The organism is Azoarcus sp. TTM-91 (genome assembly GCF_012911025.1).
Lineage (GTDB): Bacteria > Pseudomonadota > Gammaproteobacteria > Burkholderiales > Rhodocyclaceae > Azoarcus.
Genome location: NZ_WUEI01000025.1, coordinates 22697 through 43648 on the forward strand (window position 1 = coordinate 22697; position 20952 = coordinate 43648).

21 protein-coding genes and 1 tRNA gene are annotated in these 20952 nt (G+C 67.6%); 15 read left to right on the forward strand and 7 right to left on the reverse strand.

All coding sequences use genetic code 11. From position 1 onward, the window contains the following. The first annotated feature begins 4 nt into the window (after positions 1 to 4). On the forward strand, positions 5 to 1117 hold the full coding sequence (locus GRF61_RS09685; RefSeq protein ID WP_282447170.1) for a PepSY-associated TM helix domain-containing protein: 1113 nt from the start codon (positions 5 to 7) through the stop codon (positions 1115 to 1117). Further along, a complete protein-coding gene (locus GRF61_RS09690) occupies positions 1114 to 1275 on the forward strand; it encodes a hypothetical protein (protein WP_169150456.1) in 162 nt (53 codons plus the stop codon). The genes GRF61_RS09685 and GRF61_RS09690 overlap by 4 nt, the downstream gene beginning before the upstream one ends. Positions 1276 to 1482: 207 nt before the next feature. Here the strand turns inward: GRF61_RS09690 and ahpF are convergent, their stop codons facing one another. The 5 genes from ahpF to ftsY all read right to left on the reverse strand — a co-directional run bounded on the left by ahpF (position 1483) and on the right by ftsY (position 6672). Beyond that, the gene (gene ahpF / locus GRF61_RS09695) at positions 1483 to 3036 is read right to left on the reverse strand and encodes an alkyl hydroperoxide reductase subunit F (protein WP_169150457.1); all 1554 of its coding nucleotides are present in this window, start codon (positions 3034 to 3036) and stop codon (positions 1483 to 1485) included. A 120-nt stretch (positions 3037 to 3156) separates the two neighbouring features. Next, positions 3157 to 3720 (reverse strand): alkyl hydroperoxide reductase subunit C, encoded by a 564-nt coding sequence (gene ahpC / locus GRF61_RS09700; RefSeq protein ID WP_169150458.1) that lies wholly within the window; start codon positions 3718 to 3720, stop codon positions 3157 to 3159. Positions 3721 to 3951: 231 nt separating this feature from the next. Then, complete coding sequence (gene ftsX, locus GRF61_RS09705) at positions 3952 to 4848, reverse strand: permease-like cell division protein FtsX (protein WP_169150459.1); 897 nt, start codon at positions 4846 to 4848, stop codon at positions 3952 to 3954. 58 nt (positions 4849 to 4906) lie between these two features. After that, positions 4907 to 5566: an ATP-binding cassette domain-containing protein gene (locus tag GRF61_RS09710; protein ID WP_169150460.1), complete on the reverse strand. Its 660-nt coding sequence runs from the start codon at positions 5564 to 5566 to the stop codon at positions 4907 to 4909. Further along, positions 5563 to 6672, reverse strand: a complete 1110-nt coding sequence (gene ftsY, locus GRF61_RS09715; protein ID WP_169150461.1) for a signal recognition particle-docking protein FtsY — start codon at positions 6670 to 6672, stop codon at positions 5563 to 5565. The genes GRF61_RS09710 and ftsY overlap by 4 nt, the downstream gene beginning before the upstream one ends. A gap of 164 nt (positions 6673 to 6836) precedes the next feature. Here ftsY and GRF61_RS09720 point away from each other — a divergent pair, with 164 nt between their 5' ends. From GRF61_RS09720 to GRF61_RS09740, 5 genes are read left to right on the forward strand one after another with little or no spacing between them, the layout of a single operon-like run. Then, complete coding sequence (locus tag GRF61_RS09720; protein ID WP_248281179.1) at positions 6837 to 8213, forward strand: pitrilysin family protein; 1377 nt, start codon at positions 6837 to 6839, stop codon at positions 8211 to 8213. 1 nt (position 8214) lies between these two features. Beyond that, complete coding sequence (locus tag GRF61_RS09725; protein WP_169150463.1) at positions 8215 to 9621, forward strand: pitrilysin family protein; 1407 nt, start codon at positions 8215 to 8217, stop codon at positions 9619 to 9621. After that, the gene (rsmD, locus tag GRF61_RS09730) at positions 9618 to 10157 is read left to right on the forward strand and encodes a 16S rRNA (guanine(966)-N(2))-methyltransferase RsmD (protein ID WP_169150464.1); all 540 of its coding nucleotides are present in this window, start codon (positions 9618 to 9620) and stop codon (positions 10155 to 10157) included. The genes GRF61_RS09725 and rsmD overlap by 4 nt, the downstream gene beginning before the upstream one ends. Further along, positions 10154 to 10645, forward strand: coding sequence for a pantetheine-phosphate adenylyltransferase (coaD, locus tag GRF61_RS09735; protein ID WP_133589425.1), 492 nt, complete (start codon positions 10154 to 10156; stop codon positions 10643 to 10645). Before rsmD ends, coaD begins: the two co-directional genes overlap by 4 nt. Before the next feature lie 16 nt (positions 10646 to 10661). Then, positions 10662 to 10916, forward strand: a complete 255-nt coding sequence (locus GRF61_RS09740) for a YfhL family 4Fe-4S dicluster ferredoxin (RefSeq protein ID WP_169150465.1) — start codon at positions 10662 to 10664, stop codon at positions 10914 to 10916. A gap of 92 nt (positions 10917 to 11008) precedes the next feature. Here the strand turns inward: GRF61_RS09740 and GRF61_RS09745 are convergent, their stop codons facing one another. Then, positions 11009 to 12994, reverse strand: a complete 1986-nt coding sequence (locus tag GRF61_RS09745; protein WP_169150466.1) for a dynamin family protein — start codon at positions 12992 to 12994, stop codon at positions 11009 to 11011. A gap of 81 nt (positions 12995 to 13075) precedes the next feature. Next, on the reverse strand, positions 13076 to 13891 hold the full coding sequence (mutM, locus tag GRF61_RS09750) for a bifunctional DNA-formamidopyrimidine glycosylase/DNA-(apurinic or apyrimidinic site) lyase (protein WP_169150467.1): 816 nt from the start codon (positions 13889 to 13891) through the stop codon (positions 13076 to 13078). A 210-nt stretch (positions 13892 to 14101) separates the two neighbouring features. Between mutM and GRF61_RS09755 the strand changes: the two genes are divergently transcribed. The 8 genes from GRF61_RS09755 to ychF all read left to right on the forward strand — a co-directional run bounded on the left by GRF61_RS09755 (position 14102) and on the right by ychF (position 20872). Next, positions 14102 to 15826 carry a tetratricopeptide repeat protein gene (locus GRF61_RS09755; protein WP_169150468.1) on the forward strand — a complete coding sequence of 575 codons (1725 nt, stop codon included), beginning with the start codon at positions 14102 to 14104 and terminating at the stop codon, positions 15824 to 15826. Further along, positions 15823 to 16410: a lipoprotein insertase outer membrane protein LolB gene (gene lolB / locus GRF61_RS09760; RefSeq protein ID WP_169150469.1), complete on the forward strand. Its 588-nt coding sequence runs from the start codon at positions 15823 to 15825 to the stop codon at positions 16408 to 16410. Before GRF61_RS09755 ends, lolB begins: the two co-directional genes overlap by 4 nt. Next, positions 16392 to 17264, forward strand: a complete 873-nt coding sequence (gene ispE / locus GRF61_RS09765) for a 4-(cytidine 5'-diphospho)-2-C-methyl-D-erythritol kinase (RefSeq protein ID WP_169150470.1) — start codon at positions 16392 to 16394, stop codon at positions 17262 to 17264. Before lolB ends, ispE begins: the two co-directional genes overlap by 19 nt. Positions 17265 to 17298: 34 nt before the next feature. Next, a tRNA-Gln gene (locus GRF61_RS09770) sits at positions 17299 to 17375 on the forward strand. Between the two features lie 76 nt (positions 17376 to 17451). After that, positions 17452 to 18402, forward strand: a complete 951-nt coding sequence (locus tag GRF61_RS09775) for a ribose-phosphate pyrophosphokinase (protein WP_133589411.1) — start codon at positions 17452 to 17454, stop codon at positions 18400 to 18402. Positions 18403 to 18480: 78 nt separating this feature from the next. Next, positions 18481 to 19080, forward strand: a complete 600-nt coding sequence (locus GRF61_RS09780; protein ID WP_169150471.1) for a 50S ribosomal protein L25/general stress protein Ctc — start codon at positions 18481 to 18483, stop codon at positions 19078 to 19080. A 41-nt stretch (positions 19081 to 19121) separates the two neighbouring features. Further along, on the forward strand, positions 19122 to 19784 hold the full coding sequence (pth, locus tag GRF61_RS09785) for an aminoacyl-tRNA hydrolase (protein ID WP_169150472.1): 663 nt from the start codon (positions 19122 to 19124) through the stop codon (positions 19782 to 19784). Beyond that, a complete protein-coding gene (ychF, locus tag GRF61_RS09790) occupies positions 19781 to 20872 on the forward strand; it encodes a redox-regulated ATPase YchF (protein ID WP_169150473.1) in 1092 nt (363 codons plus the stop codon). Before pth ends, ychF begins: the two co-directional genes overlap by 4 nt. Positions 20873 to 20952: the final 80 nt, after the last annotated feature.

Here is a 20952-nt window from a genome sequence, read left to right on the forward strand (position 1 = left end):
TGCGATGCGGCGGTGGGGCTGGATCCACAAGTGGTCCAGCCTCATCTGCACGCTTTTCATGTTGTTACTCTGTGTGACCGGCCTGCCGCTGATCTTCTCGCATGAGATCGATCACCTGGCCGGCGACGGCATCCACGCGCCGGAAATGCCGGCTGGCACGCCGCGGGCAAGCCTGGACGCGGTGGCGCAGGCTGCCGTCGCCCACTACCCCGGCCTGGTGCCGCTCTACTTCTTCGCCGAGGAGGACGACCCGAACCAGTGGTACGTCAAGCTCGACACCCGGGTGGATACCGACGAGAGCGCCTCCCGCCTGGTGCTGGTCGATGCCCGTACCGCCGAAGTGCTGGGCGAGCCGCAGTTCGACTCGGGCTTCATGAGCGTGATGTACCGGCTGCATGTGGACATGTACGCCGGCCTGCCGGGCAAGCTCTTCCTCGGCGCCATGGGGCTGCTACTGGTGATCGCCATCGTCTCCGGCGTGGTGCTGTACGCGCCCTTCATGCGCAAGCTGGACTTCGGCACGGTACGGCGCCAGCGCGCCACCCGCACCCGCTGGCTGGACCTGCACAACCTGCTGGGCATCGTCACCGTGGTGTGGGCGCTGGTGGTGGGCTTCACCGGCGTGGTGAACACCTGGGCGGAACTCATCTTCAAAGCCTGGCAGGCCGAGCAAGTGGCTGCGCTGCAAGCGGGTGCGACCCACACCGTGCTGGCGGCGGATGCCGCCGGCGGAGCGGCCGCCGACGGCAGCGTGCAGCGGGCGATGGAGCGTGCATTGCTGGCCGCGCCGGGCATGAAGGTCGGCATGATCGCCTTCCCCGGCACCCTGCGCAGCACGCCCACCCACCACGCGGTACTGCTGAGCGGCGACACTCCGCTCACCGCCCGGCTGACCCAGGCGCTGCTGGTGGATGCTGACAACGGCGAGGTGCTGGAAGCCAGCGGCCGACCCTGGTACGTCACCGTGCTGCAACTCTCCGAGCCGCTGCACTTCGGCGACTATGGCGCGCTGCCACTGAAGGTGCTGTGGGCGGTGCTGGACCTCATCACCATCGTCGTGCTCGGCAGCGGCTTCTACCTGTGGTGGCGCCGCGGCGGCCAGGAGGCGAAGCCATGATGCGCATCTGGGCATGGCCTTCGGTGCTAGCTTTGCTGACGGCCGGCGGGTTGGTTGCGGGGCTGGTGTCGGACGGACTGGGCGACGTCGCCGCCTGGATCGGACTGGGCATTCCGGTCGCCACCGGCCTCTGGTACTCGCTGCGGCGAGGCGACTGAACCGGCGGCGGCTCCCGGCCGGGCTGCCTGAGCCCCAGGCAAGCGGGGCCGGCCAGCCGAACGCCTTCCCTCACCGCTTCCTGCGCCCAGCCGCGAACATCCCGCCGCACAAAAAAAGAGCCCCGCACTGGGCGGGGCGACTCTCTGTTGTGGTTGGGGCTACGCTGGCTTTTCGTGGGCCCGTCTTCAGGCCCGGTGGTCAGAAGCTCAGGCCTCGACCGAAGTGCGGATCAGATGATCGAAGGCGCTCAACGAAGCCTTCGCGCCCTCGCCCATGGCGATGATGATCTGCTTGTACGGCACCGTGGTGCAATCGCCAGCGGCGAACACGCCCGGCACCGAAGTCTGGCCCTTGGCATCGACCACGATCTCGCCGAACTTCGACAGCTCCACCGTGCCCTTCAGGAAATCGGTGTTGGGCAGCAGGCCGATCTGGACGAAGATGCCTTCCAGGTCGATGCGCTTGCTCTCGCCCGACACGCGGTCTTTATAGACCAGGCCGTTCACTTTGTCGGAGCCGGTCACTTCCGTGGTCTGCGCGTTGGTCAGCACGGTGACGTTGGGCAGGCTGAAGAGCTTCTTCTGCAGCACCGCGTCCGCCCGCAGCTTGTCGGCGAACTCGAGCAGGGTCACATGGGCAACCACGCCGGCAAGGTCGATCGCGGCCTCGACGCCGGAGTTGCCGCCGCCCACCACTGCCACGCGCTTGCCCTTGAACAGCGGGCCATCGCAGTGCGGGCAGTAAGCCACGCCCTTGCCGCGGTATTCCTTCTCGCCGGGCACGTTCATCTCGCGCCAGCGCGCACCGGTCGCCAGGATCACCGTCTTCGCCTTCAGCGCGGCGCCGTTCTCCAGCTTCACCTCGGCCAGGTCACCCGGCACGATGGCGGCGACACGCTGCAGGTTCATCACGTCCACTTCGTACTGCTTCACATGCTCTTCCAGGCTGGCGACCAGCTTGGGGCCTTCGGTGTAGTTCACCGAGATGAAGTTCTCGATGCCCAGCGTATCCATCACCTGGCCGCCGAAGCGCTCGGCGACGATGCCGGTGCGGATGCCCTTGCGCGCGGCGTAGATTGCCGCCGCCGCGCCGGCCGGGCCACCGCCGACGACGAGCACATCGAAGGCTTCCTTGGCAGCCATCTTTTCCGCCGCGCGCTTGCTCGCGCCGGTGTCGATCTTGGCGAGGATCTCGCCCAGCTCCATGCGGCCCTGGCCGAAGTGCTCGCCATTAAGGAACACGGTGGGCACCGCCATGATCTGGCGCTGCTCGACCTCGCCCTGGAACAGCGCGCCATCGATCATGGTGTGGCGGATGTTGGGATTGATCACCGCCATGAGGTTCAGCGCCTGCACCACTTCCGGGCAGTTGTGGCAGGACAGCGAGATGTAGGTCTCGAACTCGAACCTGCCTTCGAGGTTGCGGATCTGCTCGATGACGTCGGCCTCGGCCTTGGGCGGGTGGCCACCCACCTGCAGCAGGGCCAGGATCAGCGAGGTGAATTCATGGCCCATGGGCAGGCCGGCGAAGCGCACGCCGAGGTCGCCGCCCTTGCGGTTCAGGGAGAACGAGGGCTTGCGCTGGTCGTCGTCGCGGGACTCGGTCACCGTGATCTTGTCGGAAAGCTCGGCGAGGTCCTTCAACAGGCCCTGCATTTCACGAGACTTGTCGCCAGCGTCCAGCGACGCAACGATCTCGATCGGCTGCGTGACCTTCTCCAGGTAGGCTTTCAGTTGGGTCTTGATGTTGGCGTCCAGCATGATGATTCCATCCGTGATGAATGCAGTACCCGCGGTAGCGGCGTACATAAAGCACAGCCGGCTCGGGGCCGGCTGTTGATTCTGCTTCCCGGGCGGGTAGCCCGGGAGGGCAGCAGCGGCTTAGATCTTGCCGACGAGGTCCAGCGAGGGAGCCAGGGTGGCTTCGCCTTCCTTCCACTTGGCGGGGCAGACTTCGCCCGGGTGAGAAGCCACGTACTGGGCAGCCTTCACCTTGCGCAGCAGTTCCTGGGCGTCGCGGCCGATGCCTTCGGCGGTCACTTCGACAGCCTGGACGATGCCGCTCGGATCGACGATGAAGGTGCCACGGTTGGCCAGGCCCTGGTTCTCGCGCAGCACTTCGAAGTTCTTGGACAGGGTCCACAGCGGGTCGCCGATCAGCGGGTACTGGATCTTGCGGATCGTGTCGGAGGTGTCGTGCCAGGCCTTGTGGGTGAAGTGGGTGTCGGTGGACACGCCGTAGATCTCCACGCCCAGCTTCTGGAATTCAGCGTAGTTGTCAGCCAGGTCGCCCAGCTCGGTCGGGCACACGAAGGTGAAGTCGGCCGGGTAGAAGAAGAACACGGCCCACTTGCCCTTCACATCAGCGTCGGACAGGTCGACGAACTTGCCATTGTGGTAGGCGGTCGCGCTGAAAGGCTTGATTTCGGTGTTGATCAAGGACATCTCGAATCTCCGTTATGTTGATGGAACGACGTGTTGCAGACTTCATGGGATGCAGTTTATGCCCGCGCCACGAATTGCTCTAATTGATTATCAGGATCGTCCTGATTGTTTCCGGTTATCGGCCGGCTCCGGCGAACAGGCCGTGTGACCTATTAGCGTAGTAGACGTTTCAGCAGCAAGCGTGTCCGCGGCGGGGCGCTCGGGGGCGGACATTCCATCCCCGCCCCCGCCTCAGTCGCCGGCCAGATGCCGCCGTACCGAAACTGCCGCGCCCAGCCAGCCCAGCAGCGCTGCGAAAGCCAGGATGGCCACTGCCTCGTGCGGCCCCGGCCCGGCCAGCGCGAACACCGCGCCATAGGTTTCGGCCAGCGCCGTCACCGGCCCCGCCAGCGCCCGCACGCCTAGCCACACCGTACCCAACGCCACCAGGCCGCCAAGCGCGCCCTGGAGAATGCCGAACCAGTAGAAGGGACGGCGGATGAAGGGGTCGGTGGCACCCAGCAGGCGGCTCACCTCGATCTCCGCCCGCTGCGTCAGGATCTGCAGGCGGATGGTGTTGAAGGTGACGATGACCAGCGCGAAGCCCAGCAGCCCGGCCAGCATCAGCACCGCCGATCGGCCCAGCCCCAATAACGCGTGCAGGCGCTTAACCCAGGCGGAGTCCAACTGCACATGCGCCACCTTGGGCCAGCCACGCATCTCGGTCGCCAGCCGCTCGAACACCGCCGGATCTTCGCTGCGCGGCGCGACGATGAAGGCATCCGGCAGCGGATTGGCGGTGAGGCCGCCGAGCACGTCGCCCAGGCCGCTGCGCTCCAGCTGATGCAGGGCGTCGTCACGGGAAACGAAGCGGAAACTGCCTAGCTCCGCATTGCCCTTGAGGCGGCGCTCGACCGCCGCCACGTCGGCCTGACCGGCATCGTTGGCGAGGAAGAGGCTGATCTCCGGCGTGCCGGACACGCCGCGCGCCAGCGTCGCCACATTGTCCAGCAGCAGATAGCCGCCCGCCGGCAGCGACAGCGCAATGCCGACCACCATCGCCGACAGCAGGGTGCCCAGCGGCTGCCCTGCCAGGCGGCGGAAGGCATCGGCGATGGCGCGGGCGTGCAGGTAGAGCCAGTTGCTCACGGCGCGGCCTCCCGCGGCCCGGCAGGCGCGGCGCTGATCGGGAACGGGATGGCGACCATCACGCCCCCTCCGTCAGCAGGCCCTTGGCCAGCACCAGCCGGCGCGGCTTGTTGGCCGCGAACAGATTGGCATCGTGGGTGGAAACCAGCACGGTGACGCCGGCGCTGTTGAAGGACTTGAACAAGGCGGCGATCTCGTCGGCGTAGGCCGGGTCCAGGTGGGCGGTGGGCTCGTCGGCAATCAATATAGAGGGGCGGTTGACGATGGCGCGGGCGATCGCCACCCGCTGCTGCTCGCCGCCGGACAGGCCCAGCGGCATCTCGCGGCCACGCCCGCCGAGGCCGACGCGCTCCAGCGCCGCTGCCACCCGCTTGGCCGCGTCACCAGGCGGATGGCCGGTGATCACCAGCGGCAGCATCACGTTCTCGAACACGCTGCGGTCGGTCAGCAGCTTGCTCTCCTGCAGCATCAGGCCGAGGTTGCGGCGCAGGTAGGGCACCGCGCGGCGCGGCAGGCGGGAGACATCCTGGCCGTTGATCAGCACCGTGCCGGCGGTGGGCCGCTCGATGGCGGGAATCAGCTTCAGCAGCGTGCTCTTGCCGGCGCCGGAGTGGCCGGAGAGCACCACCAGCTCGCCATGGCGGACCTCGAAGCTAACGCCGGCCAGCGCGGTGTAGCCGCCGGGGTATCGCTTGGCGACGTTATCGAAGACGATCATGCGCGGCCGCCAGCTCCCGGCAAAGGTTCGAACAGCGCATCCACGAACTCGCGCGCATGGAAGGGCTGCAGGTCGTCTATGCCTTCGCCCACGCCGATGAAGCGCAAGGGCTTCGGGCACTGGCGGGCGATGGCGGCCAACACCCCGCCCTTGGCGGTGCCATCCAGCTTGGTCACCACCAGGCCGGTGACGCCGATGGCGGCGTCGAAGGCCTTCACCTGCGCCAGCGCGTTCTGGCCGATGTTGGCGTCCAGCACCAGCAGCACCTCATGCGGGCCGTCCGGCGCCGCCTTGGCGATCACCCGGCGGACCTTGGCGATCTCTTCCATCAGGTGGAGCTGGGTCGGCAGGCGCCCGGCAGTATCGGCCAGCACCACGTCGATGCCGCGGGCGCGGGCGGCGTTGATGGCATCGAAAATCACCGCCGCCGCATCGCCGCTTTCCTGCGCGATCACGGTGACCTTGTTGCGCTCGCCCCAGGTCATCAGCTGCTCGCGGGCAGCGGCACGGAAGGTGTCGCCGGCGGCCAGCAGCACGCTCTTGCCCTGGGCCTGGAAATACTTGGCCAGCTTGCCGATGGAGGTGGTTTTGCCGGAGCCGTTCACGCCGGCGATCATGATGATGAAAGGCGTGTGCGGGCTGACGTCCAGTGGCTGCTCCAGCGGCGCGATGATGCCGTGCAGCGCGTCGGCCAGCGCTTCCTGCAACTGGTCGGCGGTTTCCAGGCGGTCGCGCTTCCAGCGGGTGCGCAACTCGTCGAGCAGGAACTCGGTGGCCTCGACACCGCAGTCGGCCATCAGCAGCGTACTCTCCAGCTCTTCGAGCAGGTCTTCGTCGATCTTGCGCCGGCCGAACAGGCTGGCGAGGCCGCCGCCCAGTTGCTGCCGGGTGCGGGCCAGGCCGGCCTTGAGGCGCTCGCCCCAGGACGGACGCGCGGCGGTTTCGAGGATGGGAACCGGAGCCGGCTCCACTGCCGCGGGCGGCTGCGGCTCCACCGCCGGCGGCAGTGTGCCGGCATCGACGGCATCTGCGGGGCGCTCGGCCGGGTCGGCCTGCTGCTCGTCCGCAGCCGGCGTCTTGCCGGACTTCTTGAAGAAACCAAACATGGGCGCTCGGGTCTGAGGGGGTCGTTCGGCGGAAGCCGGATGGCATGGCCGCCAGCCGGCCCGACAGGATCAAATAAGGCTAAGATGCGCTCCCCGCCTAGCCGGCGGATTGACCGCCGCACGGCGCGAAGCGGCGGAAATTCTACCAGATGCAGGACACGCCCATGGTTCGCCCCCCACTCTCCCTCCCCCTGCTCACAGCAGGCCTGGCCGCAGCCTTGCTGCTCGCCGGCCCGGCCCGCGCCAATCCCTTCGAGACGCAGCTGCCCAACGGCATGAAGGTAATCGTCAAGGAAGACCGCCGCGCGCCCTCGGTGGTGCACATGGTCTGGTACCGCAGCGGCGCGATGGATGAGGAGGACGGCATATCCGGCGTCGCCCATGTGCTGGAACACATGATGTTCAAGGGCACCAGGAAGGTGGGCCCGGGCGAATTCAACAAGCGGGTCGCCGCCGTCGGCGGCCAGGACAACGCCTTCACCGGCAAGGACTACACCGCCTACTTCCAGCAGGTTCCGCCCGCCCACCTGGGTGCGATGATGGCGCTGGAGGCCGACCGCATGCGCAACCTGGTGCTGACCGAAGACGAGTTCAAGCGCGAGATCGAGGTGGTGAAGGAGGAGCGCCGCCTGCGCACCGACGACCAGCCGCGCGCCCTGGTCTACGAGCAGCTGATGGCCACCTCCTTCCAGGCCCATCCCTACCGCCGCCCGGTGATCGGCTGGATGACCGACCTGCAGAGCATGACCGTGGCCGACGCCCGCACCTGGTACCAACGTTGGTACGCGCCCAACAACGCCTACCTGGTCGTGGTCGGCGACGTGGATCACGAAGCGGTGTTCCGCGACGCGCGCAAGCACTACGGCACCATCCCCGCCCGCCCGCTGCCGGAGCGGCGCATCTCCGGCGAGCCAGAGCAGCGCGGCCCGCGCGCCACCACGGTCAAGGCGCCGGCCGAACTGCCCTACTTCAGCCTCGCCTGGCATGTGCCCTCGCTGCAGGACCCGGTGAAGGATCGCGAGCCCTACGCGCTGGAAGTGCTCGCCGCCATCCTCGACGGCTACGATGGCGCCCGCCTCAACCGCCGCCTGGTGCGCGACCAGCGTGTCGCCGTCTCCGCCGGCGCCAGCTACGACGGCGGCGGCCGTGGCCCCTCGCTGTTCCGGCTGGACGGCACCCCCGCCCCCGGCAGGACCGAGGCCGAACTGGAAGCCGCGCTGCGGGCAGAACTGCAGCGCATACGCGACGAGGGCGTCAGCGAGGAAGAACTGGCGAGGGTCAAGACCCAGGCCGTCGCCGCCCAGGTTTACAAGCGCGACTCGCTGATGGGACAGGCGGTGGAGATCGGCTACCTGGAATCCTCAGGCCTCTCCTGGCGCGACGAGGAAACCCTGCTGGACGGCCTGCGCCGCGTCACTGCCGACGAGGTGCGCGAAGTCGCCCTCCGCTACTTCGACGATGCCGATCTCACCATCGCCCGGCTGCAACCCCAGCCGGCAGACGCTCCTCGCCCCCGCAGCCCTTTCACGCCCCGGCACTGACATGAAGATCCTTCTCGTTTTCCGCCTCCATGCCGCCCGGGCGCTGGCCGCCGCGCTAGCCACCGCCACGCTGGCCGCCGCGCTGCCGGCCGCGGCTTCGCCCGCCATCCAGCACTGGACCGCGCCGACCGGCGCCCGCGTCTATTTCGTCGAAAGCCATGCACTGCCGCTGATCGACATCCAGATCGACTTTGCCGGCGGCAGCGCCGTCGACCCGGCGGACAAGGCCGGCACCGCCTCGCTGACTCGCGGCCTGCTGGACGCCGGCGCCGGCGAGTTGGACGAACAGGCCATCTCCGACCGCAGCGCCGATCTCGGCATCGCCATCGGCGGCGGCGTGGAGGCCGACCGCAGCAGCCTCAGCCTGCGCACCCTCTCCTCCGCGCGGGAACGTGACGCCGGCGTCGCCCTGGCCGCCGAACTGCTCGCCCGCCCGCGCTTCCCGGCGGAGGTGCTGGAACGCGAGCGGGCCCGCGGCATCGCCGGCCTGAAGGAAGCACTGACGCGGCCCGGCCCCATCGCCGCCAAACAGTTCGCCCAGTCCATCTACGGCAGCCACCCGTACGGCCTCAGCACCAGCCTCGAGTCGCTGGCCGCCATCAGCCGGGCGGATCTGCTCGCCTACCACGGCCGCCACTACGTCGCCCGCAACGCCTCCATCGCCATCGTCGGCGATGTAGACCGCCAGACCGCCGAGCGCATCGCCGTCAGCCTCACCGAAGCGCTGCCCGCCGGCGAACCAGCACCGCCACTGGCCCCGCCGAGCCAGCCGGAGGCCGGCGTGCTGCGCATCCCGAATCCGTCCGCCCAGGCGCACGTGCTGATCGGCCAGCCGGTGCTGTCGCGGGAAGACCCGGACTACTACCCGCTGCTGGTCGGCAACTACGTGCTGGGCGGCGGCGGCTTCGTCTCCCGCCTGACCAGGGAAGTGCGCGAGAAACGCGGCTATGCCTACAGCGTCTCCAGCCACTTCATGCCGCAGCAGGTTGCCGGCCCCTTCCAGATCGGCCTGCAGACCCGTGGCAGCCAGGTGGACGACGCCCTGCAGGTGGTCGACCAGACCCTGGCCGATTTCATCGCCGACGGCCCCACCGCCGCCGAGCTGCGCGCTGCCAAGGACAACATCATCAACGGTTTCGGCCTGCGGCTGGACTCCAACCGCAAGATCCTGGGCTATGTGGCGGTGATCGGCTTCTACCGCCTGCCGCTGGACTGGCTGGACAGCTATCCGCGCCATGTGGCGGAGGTGAGCGCGGAACAGATCCGCGATGCCTACCGCCGTCGGCTGGAGCCAATGCACCGGGTGGCGGTCATCGTCGGTGGCGACGGCGACCGTCAGGCCACTCCGCCGGCGGATTCGCAAGCCACTCCGGCGGCCAGCGACACTACCCCAGGCGGCCTGCGGTGAGCCGCGTCCGCATCGTCGGTGGCGCCTGGCGCTCCCGCCTGATCGACGTCGCCCACGTTACCGGCCTGCGCCCCACACCCGACCGGGTGCGCGAGACGCTATTCAACTGGCTGGGCCAGGAACTGGAGGGCCTGCACTGCCTGGACCTCTTCGCCGGCAGCGGCATCCTCGGCTTCGAATCCGCCTCCCGCGGGGCAGCCAGCGTCGTCATGGTGGAGCGCGATCCCAAGGCGCACGCGGCACTGACGGCCAACGCCAAGGCCCTGCACGCCGGACGGGTGGAGATCGTCCGCGGCGATGCGGTAAGATTCCTCCAGTCCGCCTCGCGAAAGTTCGATGTGGTGTTCCTCGACCCCCCCTACAAGCAGGGCTGGCTCGAGCGCGTGGAGCCGCTGCTGGAGCGGGTTCTGCAACCGGACGGCTGGCTCTACGCAGAAGCGGAAGCCCCGGTGACTCGCCTGGCAGGGTGGCAAACGATCAAGCAGGGCCACGCCGGACAGGTTCACTTCCATCTCTTGCAGGGGAACCAGGAATGAAGGAAGGGGTGGCGGTCTATCCCGGTACGTTCGACCCGTTCACGCGCGGCCACGAGGACCTCGTCCGGCGCTCCGCGCTGCTGTTCGACCGGGTCATCGTGGCAGTGGCCGAAAGTGCCGGGAAGAATCCGATCTTCACGCTTGCCGAGCGAGTGGAGATCGCCAGGGAAGTGCTTACGCCCTTCCCGAATGTGCAGGTGCTCGGCTTCAATAGCTTGCTGATGGACTTCCTCCGGTCCCAGAATGCGCGCCTGATACTGCGCGGCCTGCGCGCGGTATCCGATTTCGAATACGAATTCCAGATGGCGGGAATGAACCGCAAGCTGTTTCCGGACGTCGAAACCGTATTCCTCACGCCGTCGGAGGAGCACATGTTCATCTCGGCGACCATGGTGCGGGAAATTGCCCGGCTAGGCGGCGACGTCAGCAAGTTCGTGCAGCCGGCCGTACTGGCCCGGCTGCAACAGAAAGTGAGTTCTAAGCGATAGGAAGGAAGCGACAAACATGTCTCTGATGATTACCGACGAGTGCATCAACTGCGACGTCTGCGAACCGGAGTGCCCCAACGGGGCCATCTCCCAAGGCGACGAGATCTACCAGATCGATGCCAACAAGTGCACCGAATGCGTAGGCCACTTCGATGAGCCACAGTGCCAGCAGGTGTGCCCGGTCGACTGTATTCCCCTGAACCCGGACCACGTCGAGTCCAAGGAACAGCTGATGGAGAAGTACGTCAAGCTGACCGGCGTTCAGGCCTGAGTCCGGACGAGCGCTTCACCGGAAAGACAACGGGGCGAGCCAATGGCTCGCCCCGTTGTCTTTTGCCCCCGCCCCTGGCCTCAGGCAGTCTGTCAGGCAGCCTGTATGACCTCGCCCGCCTGCGCCGCCACCGTGGGACAGGCCAACCCCAGCGCCCGGCGTATGGCTTCGTCCAGGCCGGCCAGTTCGCTCACCAACCCGAGCAGCGCGAGTTCCTGCTGCTGCAGTTCTTCCACCCGCTCCTCCAGCGTATCGGTGGCCTGATGGATACGCTTCACGCTCTCCAGCCGGCGCTTGAGCTGGATCTGGTATTCCCTCACCTGGGTTTCGAGGGGCGACATCACCGCCCGCAGCCACTGTTCGACGTCGCGGTTGGCAATCTCGAAGGTGCGGCGCGCCTGCAGCGCCACTGTTTCGAAGAACTTCTGCGTCAACGTGTGCTTCTCGGTGGTAACCAGGATGAGTGCCGTGTTGATCTGCCGGTTGAAGGCCTTCTCCAGCCGATCCAACTCGCGCTCGTAGCGCAGAGTGGAGAAGGGCTCCGGCGGGTGGAGGGTCAGCCCATGCTCGACGCTGAAGCGCTTGTACATCGCGTCCAGCATGCTGGTGATCTCGGAAATCTCGGTGGTGGAACGGCGCAGATTGCCCCTCAGGTGGCTGAAGAAGCCCTCCATCGCCTCCTTCAGCCCGCGGGTGAAGCTCGCCTCCAGCATCGCCTCCCGGGTGCGACGGGTCTCGTCGCGCAAGGCATCCATGCCGAGATTCGCGAGCAGGTTGTTAGTGAGGTTGGAGAATACCGACCGCACCGCGTAGTACTTCTGCAGGCCCTGCTCGAACTCGTCCTTCTCCGCGCGTATCTTGCGCATCATGTACTCGATGACGCTCTGGTTCTTGCCGCGCAGGTCGGTCAGTTCCTGCAGTTGCTCGCGCAGCCCGGCCAGGCGCGCTTCCAGCAGGCCACGGGTCTGGCGCACCAGTTCGTCGGTCTCGCCCAGGGTGCTTTCGCCGACGATTTCCTGCCGCGTCGGCAGCAGGTCATCCGCCAGCGCCCGCTCCAGCGCCGGCAGGCGGCTGCGGGCTAGCAGTCCGGCGTCGCCATTCACCCGGGCGACCAGGCCCTTCTGCGCGGACACCGGGAATACCCGGTCCTCGCCCACGCCCAGCGTCGAGGCCACGCTCTCCACCTGGCGGGAGATCTCCGCCTCGATCTGCGCCTCTTCCCGCAGCCCGTCCCACAGGCCATCGATCTTGTTGAGCACGACGAGCCGGCCCTTCTTCCGCTCCTGCCCGCCCTGCACATACTCCCGCCACACCGCCAGATCGCTCTGCGTAACGCCGGTGTCCGCTGCCAGGATGAACAGCACCGCATGCGCATTCGGCAGCATGGACAGGGTCAGCTCCGGCTCTGCACCGATGGCGTTCAGACCCGGCGTGTCCAGCACCACCAGCCCCTGCTCCAGCAGCGGGTGCGGAAACTGGATCACCGCATGGCGCCAGCTGGGAATCTCCACCAGGCCGTCCGCCTCCGGCGCCAGCCCCTGCTCGCCGGCGGGGTCGATGTCGAAGCCCAGTCGGCGCGCCTCTTCCGCCGGCACCCGCAGCGTCTCGCCGACACGGGCCAGCGCCGCCTGCAGCTCGGCGGCGGAATCGGCCTTCAGCGGCGTCACCACCCATTCCTCCGGGAAACGCTTCAGCTCGCCGACCGGCGTCTGCAGCGCCCGGCTGGCGATGGGCAGCAGGCGCAGCTCCGGCGTTGCGCCGGCGGACCACTGCAGCTCCGTGGGACACATGGTGGTGCGGCCTGCGCTGGAAGGCAGGATGCGATCGCCATAGTCGGAGAAGAAGATGGCGTTGATCAGCTCCGACTTGCCGCGAGAGAACTCGGCGATGAAGGCAACCGACAACTTGTCGTCCCGCAGGCGCTCCAGCACGTACTGCAGGCGCAGATCGGCCTGGGCATCGCCGACCTCGTTGCGCGAAAGCCAGGCGCGCAGCCTGCCGACTTCGTCCGCCACAGCGCCGCGCCACCGCCCATAGGCGGAGAACTCTTCCATCAGCTTGCCGTTTTGCTCGACCATGTGACTTACGCCCGCGCAGGAAAAACACCGACAGCATAGCGCCCTTCGTGACCGCCAGCCATGCCCGCGCCGGCGCTGGAATCAGCGCCGTTGGCAGGCCGGGCAGAAGTAGGTGGCGCGCTGCCCGCTCACCACCCGACTGATCTCACCGCCGCAGACCCGGCACGCCTGCCCATCCCGGCCATAGGCGAAGTACTGCTGCTGGAAGTAGCCCGGCTGGCCGTCGCCGCCGACGAAGTCACGCAGGGTGCTGCCGCCGGCCGCGATCGCAGCCTGCAGCGTCTCCTTTACCGCCTCCGCCAGCCGCTCGCAACGCGACAGACCGATGCGACCCGCCTGCTCCAGCGGGTGGATGCGGGCGCGGAAGAGGCTCTCCGAGGCGTAGATGTTGCCGACGCCCACTACCTTGTGACCGTCCATCAGCACATGCTTGATCGGCGCCCGCAGGCCGCGGCTCACCTGGTACAGCCAGGCGCCGTTGAAGGCCTCGTCCAGCGGCTCCGGCCCCAGCCGCGCCAGCAGCGGATGGGCTGCCGCCTCGCCCGGCTGCCACACCACCATGCCGAACCGGCGAGGGTCGCGCAGTCGCAGCGCGCGCTCGCCGAACACCAGGTCCACATGGTCATGCACGCCCGCCGGCTCCCCGGCCTCCACCACCCGCAGGCTGCCGGACATGCCCAGATGCACGATCAGCGAGCCATGGTCGAAAGCGAACAGCAGATACTTCGCACGCCGGGACACCGACAGCAGGCGGCGGCCACCAAGCAGCGCCGCCAGATCCGCCGGCACCGGCTGGCGCAGGCGCGGGTTGCGCACCAGCACCGCGGTCAGCAAGCGGCCTTCCACATGGGGCTCCACACCGCGGCGGGTGGTTTCGACTTCGGGCAATTCGGGCATGGCGAAAACGCTCTCTCCAGGGGCGGCGCGGGCGGACGCGATGCGGGGAACCCATCGCTTGCCGGCACACGGCCAAAGTGCCTAACATGAGGCGAACCGAATTCTAGAACAGCCCTCAAATCGACCACAGCGCCGGCGCGCTTCCTTCCGGGCCTTCCCGGACTCTTTCGCCGCACTGCCCCCGCCACCGGAGTCCGCCGGACCGCCTACATGACCTCCAAGACCTTCCCGCTTTCCCGCCGTCTGCGCCGCCTGGGCGCCGCCATCGCCCTCAGCCTGCCGCTGGGCGCCCTCGCCGCCGCAGACGAGACTGCTCCTGCTCCCAGCACATTGCCCACGCAGGAACTCACCGCTGGCGTGCTGTACAACTTCCTGCTGGCGGAAATCGCCGGCGCCCGCGGCCAGATCGGCCTGTCCACCCAGCTCTACCTCGAGCTCGCCCAGCATACGCACGACCCGCGCATCGCCCGCCGCGCCACCGAGATTGCGCTGTTCTCGCGCAACCTCGCCGCCGCCTCCCGCGCCGCCAAGCTGTGGGCGGAGTCCGACCCCGGCTCGGAAGAAGCCCGGCGGGTGCTCGCCGGCGTCGTCTCCAGCAGCGAAGGCCGCGTCGAGGACGTCCAGATCCAGCTCGCCCGCGTGCTCGCCCAGTCGCCGGATGCTCTCCCACAGAATCTGATGGGGCTCAACCGCGCACTGTCCCGCATGGAGAATAAGGAAACCGTGCGCAGCATGGTCCTGCGCCTCACCGAGCCTTACCTCGATCATCCGGAAGCCCATTTCGCCCGCGCCCAGGCCAGCATCGTCGCCGAAGACCCGATGAGCGCCCTGGCCGCCATCGACACCGCCCTGCAGCTGCGGCCCGACTGGGAGCCTGCCGTGATCTTCAAGGCCCAGCTGATGCAGCAGGCTGGCGCCGAGCGCGACGCCTCCGCCCTGCTGGCCAGCCAACTGGCCCGCCACCCGGAAAGCAACAACCTGCGCCTGGCCCACGCCCGCCTGCTGGTTTCCCTGCGTGACTTCGAGAACGCCCGCGCCGAGTTCAACAAGCTCCTGGAGGCTGCCCCGAACGACCCTGAACTGTTGTTCGCCGTCGGCCTGCTGTCCTTCCAGCTGGAAGACAACGACAACGCCGCCAGCCTGTTCGAGCGCGCCCTGGCCGCCAACCATCCGGACCCGGACGCCATCCGCCTGCACCTCGGCCAGATCGCCGAGCGCCGCAAGGACACCGAAGGCGCGCTGAAGTGGTACCGCGCCATCCCCGAACCCAGTCGGCAGTATGGCGACGCCCAGATCCGCATCGCCATCGCCCTCGCCAATGGCGGCCGGCTGGCCGAAGCCCGCGCCCACCTGCAGAACCAGCCGGGTGATGCCGAGGTCAAGCGCCGCTACCTGCTGGCCGAAGCCCAGCTGCTGCGCGACGCCGGACAGCCCCAGCAGGCTTTCGACCTGCTGGAGGCCGCCCTGCTCAAGGCCCCGGACGACACCGACCTGCTCTATGAATCCGCCATGCTGGCCGAGCGCCTGGACCGGGTGGACGCGATGGAGACCCGCCTGCGCAAGCTGATCGCGCTGGAGCCGGAGCACGCCCACGCCTACAACGCGCTGGGCTACTCGCTGGCCGACCGCGGCCTGCGCCTGGAAGAGGCCGAACAGTTGATCGCCCGCGCAGTGGAGCTCGCGCCGCAGGACCCCTTCATCCTCGACAGCCTGGGCTGGGTGCGCTTCCGCCGCGGCGACAACAGCGGCGCCATCGCCGTGCTGGAACAGGCCTACGGCCTGCGCTCCGACCCTGAGATCGCCGCTCACCTCGGCGAAGTGCTGTGGTCGCTGAACCGCCAGGCCGACGCCAACCGGGTGTTCGACGAAGCCCTGGCCGCGCATCCGGACAACACCGTGCTGCGCGACACCGTACAGCGTCTGCGCAAGCCATGAAGTGTCCGCATCGCCTCCTGCTCGCCGCCACCGCGGTGAGCTTGCTGCTGGGCGCCTGCACTCCGCTGTCATCCCAGATCCGCCAGACCAGCGCGGCCCAGCAACGCCAGCTCGCCAGCACTTTCGAACTCGAAGGACGGCTCTCCGCCAGCGACGCCGAGCGCGCCGCCAGCGGCCGCCTGGAATGGCTGCACTCCCCAACGCGGGACAGCTGGACGCTGCTCAACCCCCTGGGCCAGATCGCCGCGCAACTGGAGCAGGGCGTCAACGGCGCCGAGCTGGTGACCGCCGACGGTCGCCGCTACCACGCCCGCAGCGCTGACAGTCTGCTGCCGGAACTGCTGGGTGTGGAAGTTCCCGTCGCTCGCCTCGCCCAATGGGTGCAAGCCGCCCCGCGGCGCGAAGCGGACATCCGCGAAACCGACGGCGGCGGCCGCCCTACCCTGGTCATCGACGCCGGCTGGCGCATCGCCTACCTCGAATACGCCGGCACCGGCGCCGACGCGCCCCCCCGCCTCATGGACATCAGCCGCGGCGACACCCGCCTGCGGCTCTTCATCGACCGATGGACGCCCACACCCTGAACCCCGCGAGCCCCCCGCTGCGCCTGACCGGCTGCCTCGCCCCCGCCAAGCTCAACCTGTTCCTGCACGTCGTCGGCCGCCGCGCCGATGGCTACCACCTGCTGCAGACCGCCTTCCGCATGCTGGACTGGGGCGACACGCTGGACTTCGCGCTGCGGACCGACGGACTCATACGCCGCAGCAACGATCTGGAAGGCGTTCCCGCGGAACAGGACCTGGTCATCCGCGCGGCCCGTCGGCTGCAGGAAGCCACTGGCTGCAGGCTAGGCGCGGACATCACGGTGCACAAGGTGCTGCCCATGGGCGGCGGCCTGGGCGGCGGCAGCTCCGACGCGGCCACCACCCTGCTCGCCCTCAACCAGCTATGGAACACCCGGCTGAGCCGGCAGGCGCTGCAGGACATCGGCCTCGCGCTGGGGGCGGACGTACCCTTCTTCGTCTATGGTCGCGACGCCTTTGCCGAAGGTGTAGGCGAACATTTCCAGCCTCTCCAGCTGGCGCCGGCTTGCTACGTTGTCATCTTCCCCGGAGTACATATTTCGACCGTCGACATTTTCTCGTCGAAAGAGTTGACACGGAATACCGACCCCATCAAAATAGCGGACTTCGCAGCGAGCTCTACCCGAAATGATTTGCAGCCTGTGGCCTGCAGCCATTACCCGGAAGTAGAACGAGCGATCGAATGGCTGGAGCAGTTTTCTCCGGCCCGGATGACAGGCTCAGGCGCTTGTGTTTTCGCCGAAGTGGCCTCGGAAGATGAAGCGAAACGCATCGTCTCCGAATGCCCGGCTTCCTGGAAAGCATGGCAAGCCAAAAGTCTGGCAAAACATCCGTTGTACGAAAGCGCGGCATAGAACGCGAACGTGTCGATCGAGCGAAAGAGTTTCTTGGGGAGTCGCCAAGTCGGTTAAGGCACCGGATTTTGATTCCGGCATTCGAGGGTTCGAATCCTTCCTCCCCAGCCAATATACGACGGGCAGGCCACGAGCCTGCCCGAGTCGTTTTTGACGGTTTCATTCTATCGGCATCGGAGATTCGGTCATGCCCTACGGCAGCCTGATGGTCTTCACCGGCAACGCCAACCCCAAGCTTGCGGCGGATGTTGTGCGAAGACTGGGCATTTCCCTCGGATCGGCTACGGTGGGCCGTTTCTCCGACGGTGAAGTCAATATCGAACTGCTGGAAAACGTCCGCGGCAAGGACGTCTTCATCCTGCAGCCGACCTGCGCTCCGACCAACGAGAACCTGGTCGAACTGCTGGTCCTGGTCGATGCGCTCAAGCGCGCTTCCGCCGGCCGCATCACCGCCGCCATCCCCTACTTCGGCTATGCCCGCCAGGACCGCCGGCCGCGTTCGGCCCGCGTGCCCATCACCGCCAAGGTCGTCGCCAACATGCTGCAGGCCGTGGGCGTGCAGCGGGTGCTGACCATGGACCTGCATGCCGACCAGATCCAGGGCTTCTTCGACATCCCGGTCGACAACGTCTATGCGGCCCCGGTGCTGCTGGCCGACCTCGACAAGCAGAAGTACGACGGCCTGATGGTGGTTTCGCCCGACGTCGGCGGCGTGGTGCGTGCCCGCGCCTTCGCCAAGCGGCTGGAATGCGACCTCGCCATCATCGACAAGCGCCGCCCCAAGGCCAACGTGTCCGAGGTCATGAACATCATCGGTGAGGTCGAAGGCCGCACCTGCGTGATCATGGACGACATCGTCGATACCGCCGGCACGCTGTGCAAGGCCGCCAGCGCGCTGAAGGCCAACGGCGCCAAGCGCGTGCTGTCCTACTGCACCCACGCGGTGCTGTCCGGCGCCGCGGTGGCCCGCATCAACGAATCCGAGCTGGACGAGCTGGTGGTGACCGACACCATCCCGCTGCGCGACGACGCCAAGGCCTCGCCACGCATCCGCCAGGTTTCGGTGGCCTCGCTGCTGGCCGACACCATGCTGCGGATCAGCAACGAGGAATCGGTGTCCTCGCTGTTCAGCGAATAAGTTTCAACCGCGGCCTGGCCGCGGTTTTTCCATCTCCGCCTGGTCGCGGGCGGGGAACCTTCAACCCAGGAGTTTCAAATGACCATCGAATTCAAGGCCACCAAGCGTGAAGCGCAGGGATCGAGTGCGAGCCGCCGCCTGCGTCGCGCCGGCCAGCTGCCGGGCATCATCTACGGCGGCGGCAAGGACGCCCTGGCGATCAACCTCGACCACAACGACCTGTACCACCTGCTGAAGAAGGAAGCCTTCCATGCTTCCATCCTCACCGTGGACGTCGAGGGCGCCAAGGAAACCGTCGTGCTGCGTGACACCCAGTGGCACGCCTACAAGCAGCAAGTCATGCACCTGGACTTCCAGCGTGTGGACGCCTCCCAGAAGCTGCACCTGAAGGTGCCGCTGCACTTCGTCAATGCCGAAGTCAGCCCCGCCGTGAAGCTGGGCAGCGCCATCATCGCCCACGTCATCACCGAACTGGACGTGAAGTGCCTGCCGTCCGAGCTGCCGGAATTCATCGAAGTCGACCTGGCTGCGCTGGAAGTCGGCCAGTCTGTGCACGTTTCCCAGCTGAAGCTGCCGGCCGGCGTCGAACTCGCCCACCACGGCGAAGGCGATCCGGTGGTGGCCAGCGCCCAGCAGGCCAAGGGTGCTGCCGCGGCTGAAGAAGGCGAAGCGGCCTAAGGCCCCCGCCTGCCCGGACCCACGCTGGAGGCCGACATCCGATGACCGCAGCGCCTGCGCGCCCCCCGCGTCTCGTGGTCGGCCTCGGCAATCCGGGCACCGAATATTCCGAAACCCGGCACAACGCCGGGTTTTGGCTTTGTGAGCGCCTGGCCGACGAGCTCGGCGTGCGCTTCAGCCACGAGCCCCGTTTCCACGGCCTGGTGGCCAACGCCCGCGACGCCGGCGTCTGGCTGCTGATGCCGCAGACCTACATGAACCGCTCGGGCCAGGCGGTGGGCGCGCTGGCGCGCTTCTACCGCATCGAACCAGCGGAGATCCTCGTCGTGCACGACGAGTTGGACATCCCGCCCGGCCAGCTGCGCCTCAAGTTCGGCGGCGGCGCCGGCGGCCACAACGGACTCAAGGACATCACCGCCCACTGCGCGACGCCGGACTACTGGCGGCTGCGCATCGGCATCGGCCACCCCGGCGACCGCAACGAAGTGGTGAACTTCGTGCTCAAGCCACCGCGCCGCGAAGAGCGCGCCGAGATCGACAGCGCGATAGACCGCGCCCTGCTCGGCTGGCCGCAGATCGCCCGCGGCGAATGGAACGCAGCCACCACCCGTCTCAACACCCGGCCCGCGCCACCCAAGGCTCCGAAACCACCGAAGGAGCCGCCGCAAGGCGCGACCCAAACCAAGGACGAATCCACGCCATGAGCCTGAAATGCGGCATCGTCGGCCTGCCCAACGTCGGCAAGTCCACCCTGTTCAATGCGCTGACCAAGGCGGGCATTGAAGCGGCCAACTATCCCTTCTGCACCATCGAGCCCAACGTCGGCATCGTCGAGGTGCCGGATGCACGCCTCGCCCAGCTGTCCGAAATCGTCAAGCCGCAGAAGATCCAGCCGGCCATCGTCGAGTTCGTGGACATCGCCGGCCTGGTTGCCGGCGCCTCCAAGGGCGAAGGCCTGGGCAACCAGTTCCTCGCCAACATCCGTGAGACCGATGCCATCGTCCACGTCGTGCGCTGCTTCGCCGACGACAACGTGGTGCACGTTTCCGGCAGCGTCGATCCCATCCGCGACATCGAAGTCATCGACACCGAACTCGCGCTGGCCGACCTCGCCACGGTGGACAAGGCCCTCAACCGTTACAAGCGCCCCGCCGCCGCCGGCGACAAGGAAGCCAAGGCCATGGTCGCGGTGCTGGAGAAGTGCCTCGCCCAGCTGAACGAAGCCAAGCCGGTGCGCGCCCTCGACCTGGCGAAGGAAGAAACCGCGCTGCTGAAGCAGTTCTGCCTGATCACCCAGAAACCGGTGCTGTACGCCGCCAACGTCGCCGAAGACGGTTTCGATAACAACCCTCACCTGGACGCAGTGCGCGCCCACGCTGCCCAGGAGGGCGCCGAGGTGGTGGCGCTGTGCGCCGCCATCGAGGCTGAGATCGCCGACCTGGACGACGCGGACAAGAAGGATTTCCTGGAGTCCATGGGTCTGGAAGAGCCTGGCCTGGACCGCCTGATCCGCGCCGGCTACAAGCTGCTTGGCCTGCAGACCTACTTCACCGCCGGGGTGAAGGAAGTGCGCGCCTGGACCATCCACATCGGCGACACCGCGCCGCAGGCGGCCGGCGTCATCCACACAGATTTCGAGCGCGGCTTCATCCGCGCCCAGACCATCGCCTTCGAAGACTTCATCGCCCACAAGGGCGAGGCCGGCGCCAAGGAAGCAGGCAAGATGCGGGCGGAAGGCAAGGAATACGTGGTGAAGGACGGCGACGTCCTCAACTTCCTGTTCAACGTCTGAGCCCCCAAGGCCCCGCGCGCGCGTCGACCTGCGCCGGGGGAGCCTCGCGAATCCGAAGCAACCGCGCCTGCGCGCGGTTT

What these genes read in the sequence shown, in the direction of transcription:
- GRF61_RS09745 (WP_169150466.1), bottom strand. Translation starts at nt 12,994, where the DNA reads ATGGTCGAGCAAAACGGCAAGCTGATGGAAGAGTTCTCCGCCTATGGG.
- ispE (WP_169150470.1), top strand. Translation starts at nt 16,392, where the DNA reads ATGGACGCCCACACCCTGAACCCCGCGAGCCCCCCGCTGCGCCTGACC.
- GRF61_RS09685 (WP_282447170.1), top strand. Translation starts at nt 5, where the DNA reads ATGCGGCGGTGGGGCTGGATCCACAAGTGGTCCAGCCTCATCTGCACG.
- GRF61_RS09690 (WP_169150456.1), top strand. Translation starts at nt 1,114, where the DNA reads ATGATGCGCATCTGGGCATGGCCTTCGGTGCTAGCTTTGCTGACGGCC.
- pth (WP_169150472.1), top strand. Translation starts at nt 19,122, where the DNA reads ATGACCGCAGCGCCTGCGCGCCCCCCGCGTCTCGTGGTCGGCCTCGGC.
- coaD (WP_133589425.1), top strand. Translation starts at nt 10,154, where the DNA reads ATGAAGGAAGGGGTGGCGGTCTATCCCGGTACGTTCGACCCGTTCACG.
- ychF (WP_169150473.1), top strand. Translation starts at nt 19,781, where the DNA reads ATGAGCCTGAAATGCGGCATCGTCGGCCTGCCCAACGTCGGCAAGTCC.
- lolB (WP_169150469.1), top strand. Translation starts at nt 15,823, where the DNA reads ATGAAGTGTCCGCATCGCCTCCTGCTCGCCGCCACCGCGGTGAGCTTG.
- GRF61_RS09725 (WP_169150463.1), top strand. Translation starts at nt 8,215, where the DNA reads ATGAAGATCCTTCTCGTTTTCCGCCTCCATGCCGCCCGGGCGCTGGCC.
- GRF61_RS09710 (WP_169150460.1), bottom strand. Translation starts at nt 5,566, where the DNA reads ATGATCGTCTTCGATAACGTCGCCAAGCGATACCCCGGCGGCTACACC.
- mutM (WP_169150467.1), bottom strand. Translation starts at nt 13,891, where the DNA reads ATGCCCGAATTGCCCGAAGTCGAAACCACCCGCCGCGGTGTGGAGCCC.
- GRF61_RS09775 (WP_133589411.1), top strand. Translation starts at nt 17,452, where the DNA reads ATGCCCTACGGCAGCCTGATGGTCTTCACCGGCAACGCCAACCCCAAG.
- GRF61_RS09755 (WP_169150468.1), top strand. Translation starts at nt 14,102, where the DNA reads ATGACCTCCAAGACCTTCCCGCTTTCCCGCCGTCTGCGCCGCCTGGGC.
- ftsY (WP_169150461.1), bottom strand. Translation starts at nt 6,672, where the DNA reads ATGTTTGGTTTCTTCAAGAAGTCCGGCAAGACGCCGGCTGCGGACGAG.
- ahpC (WP_169150458.1), bottom strand. Translation starts at nt 3,720, where the DNA reads ATGTCCTTGATCAACACCGAAATCAAGCCTTTCAGCGCGACCGCCTAC.
- GRF61_RS09780 (WP_169150471.1), top strand. Translation starts at nt 18,481, where the DNA reads ATGACCATCGAATTCAAGGCCACCAAGCGTGAAGCGCAGGGATCGAGT.
- GRF61_RS09720 (WP_248281179.1), top strand. Translation starts at nt 6,837, where the DNA reads ATGGTTCGCCCCCCACTCTCCCTCCCCCTGCTCACAGCAGGCCTGGCC.
- GRF61_RS09740 (WP_169150465.1), top strand. Translation starts at nt 10,662, where the DNA reads ATGTCTCTGATGATTACCGACGAGTGCATCAACTGCGACGTCTGCGAA.
- ahpF (WP_169150457.1), bottom strand. Translation starts at nt 3,036, where the DNA reads ATGCTGGACGCCAACATCAAGACCCAACTGAAAGCCTACCTGGAGAAG.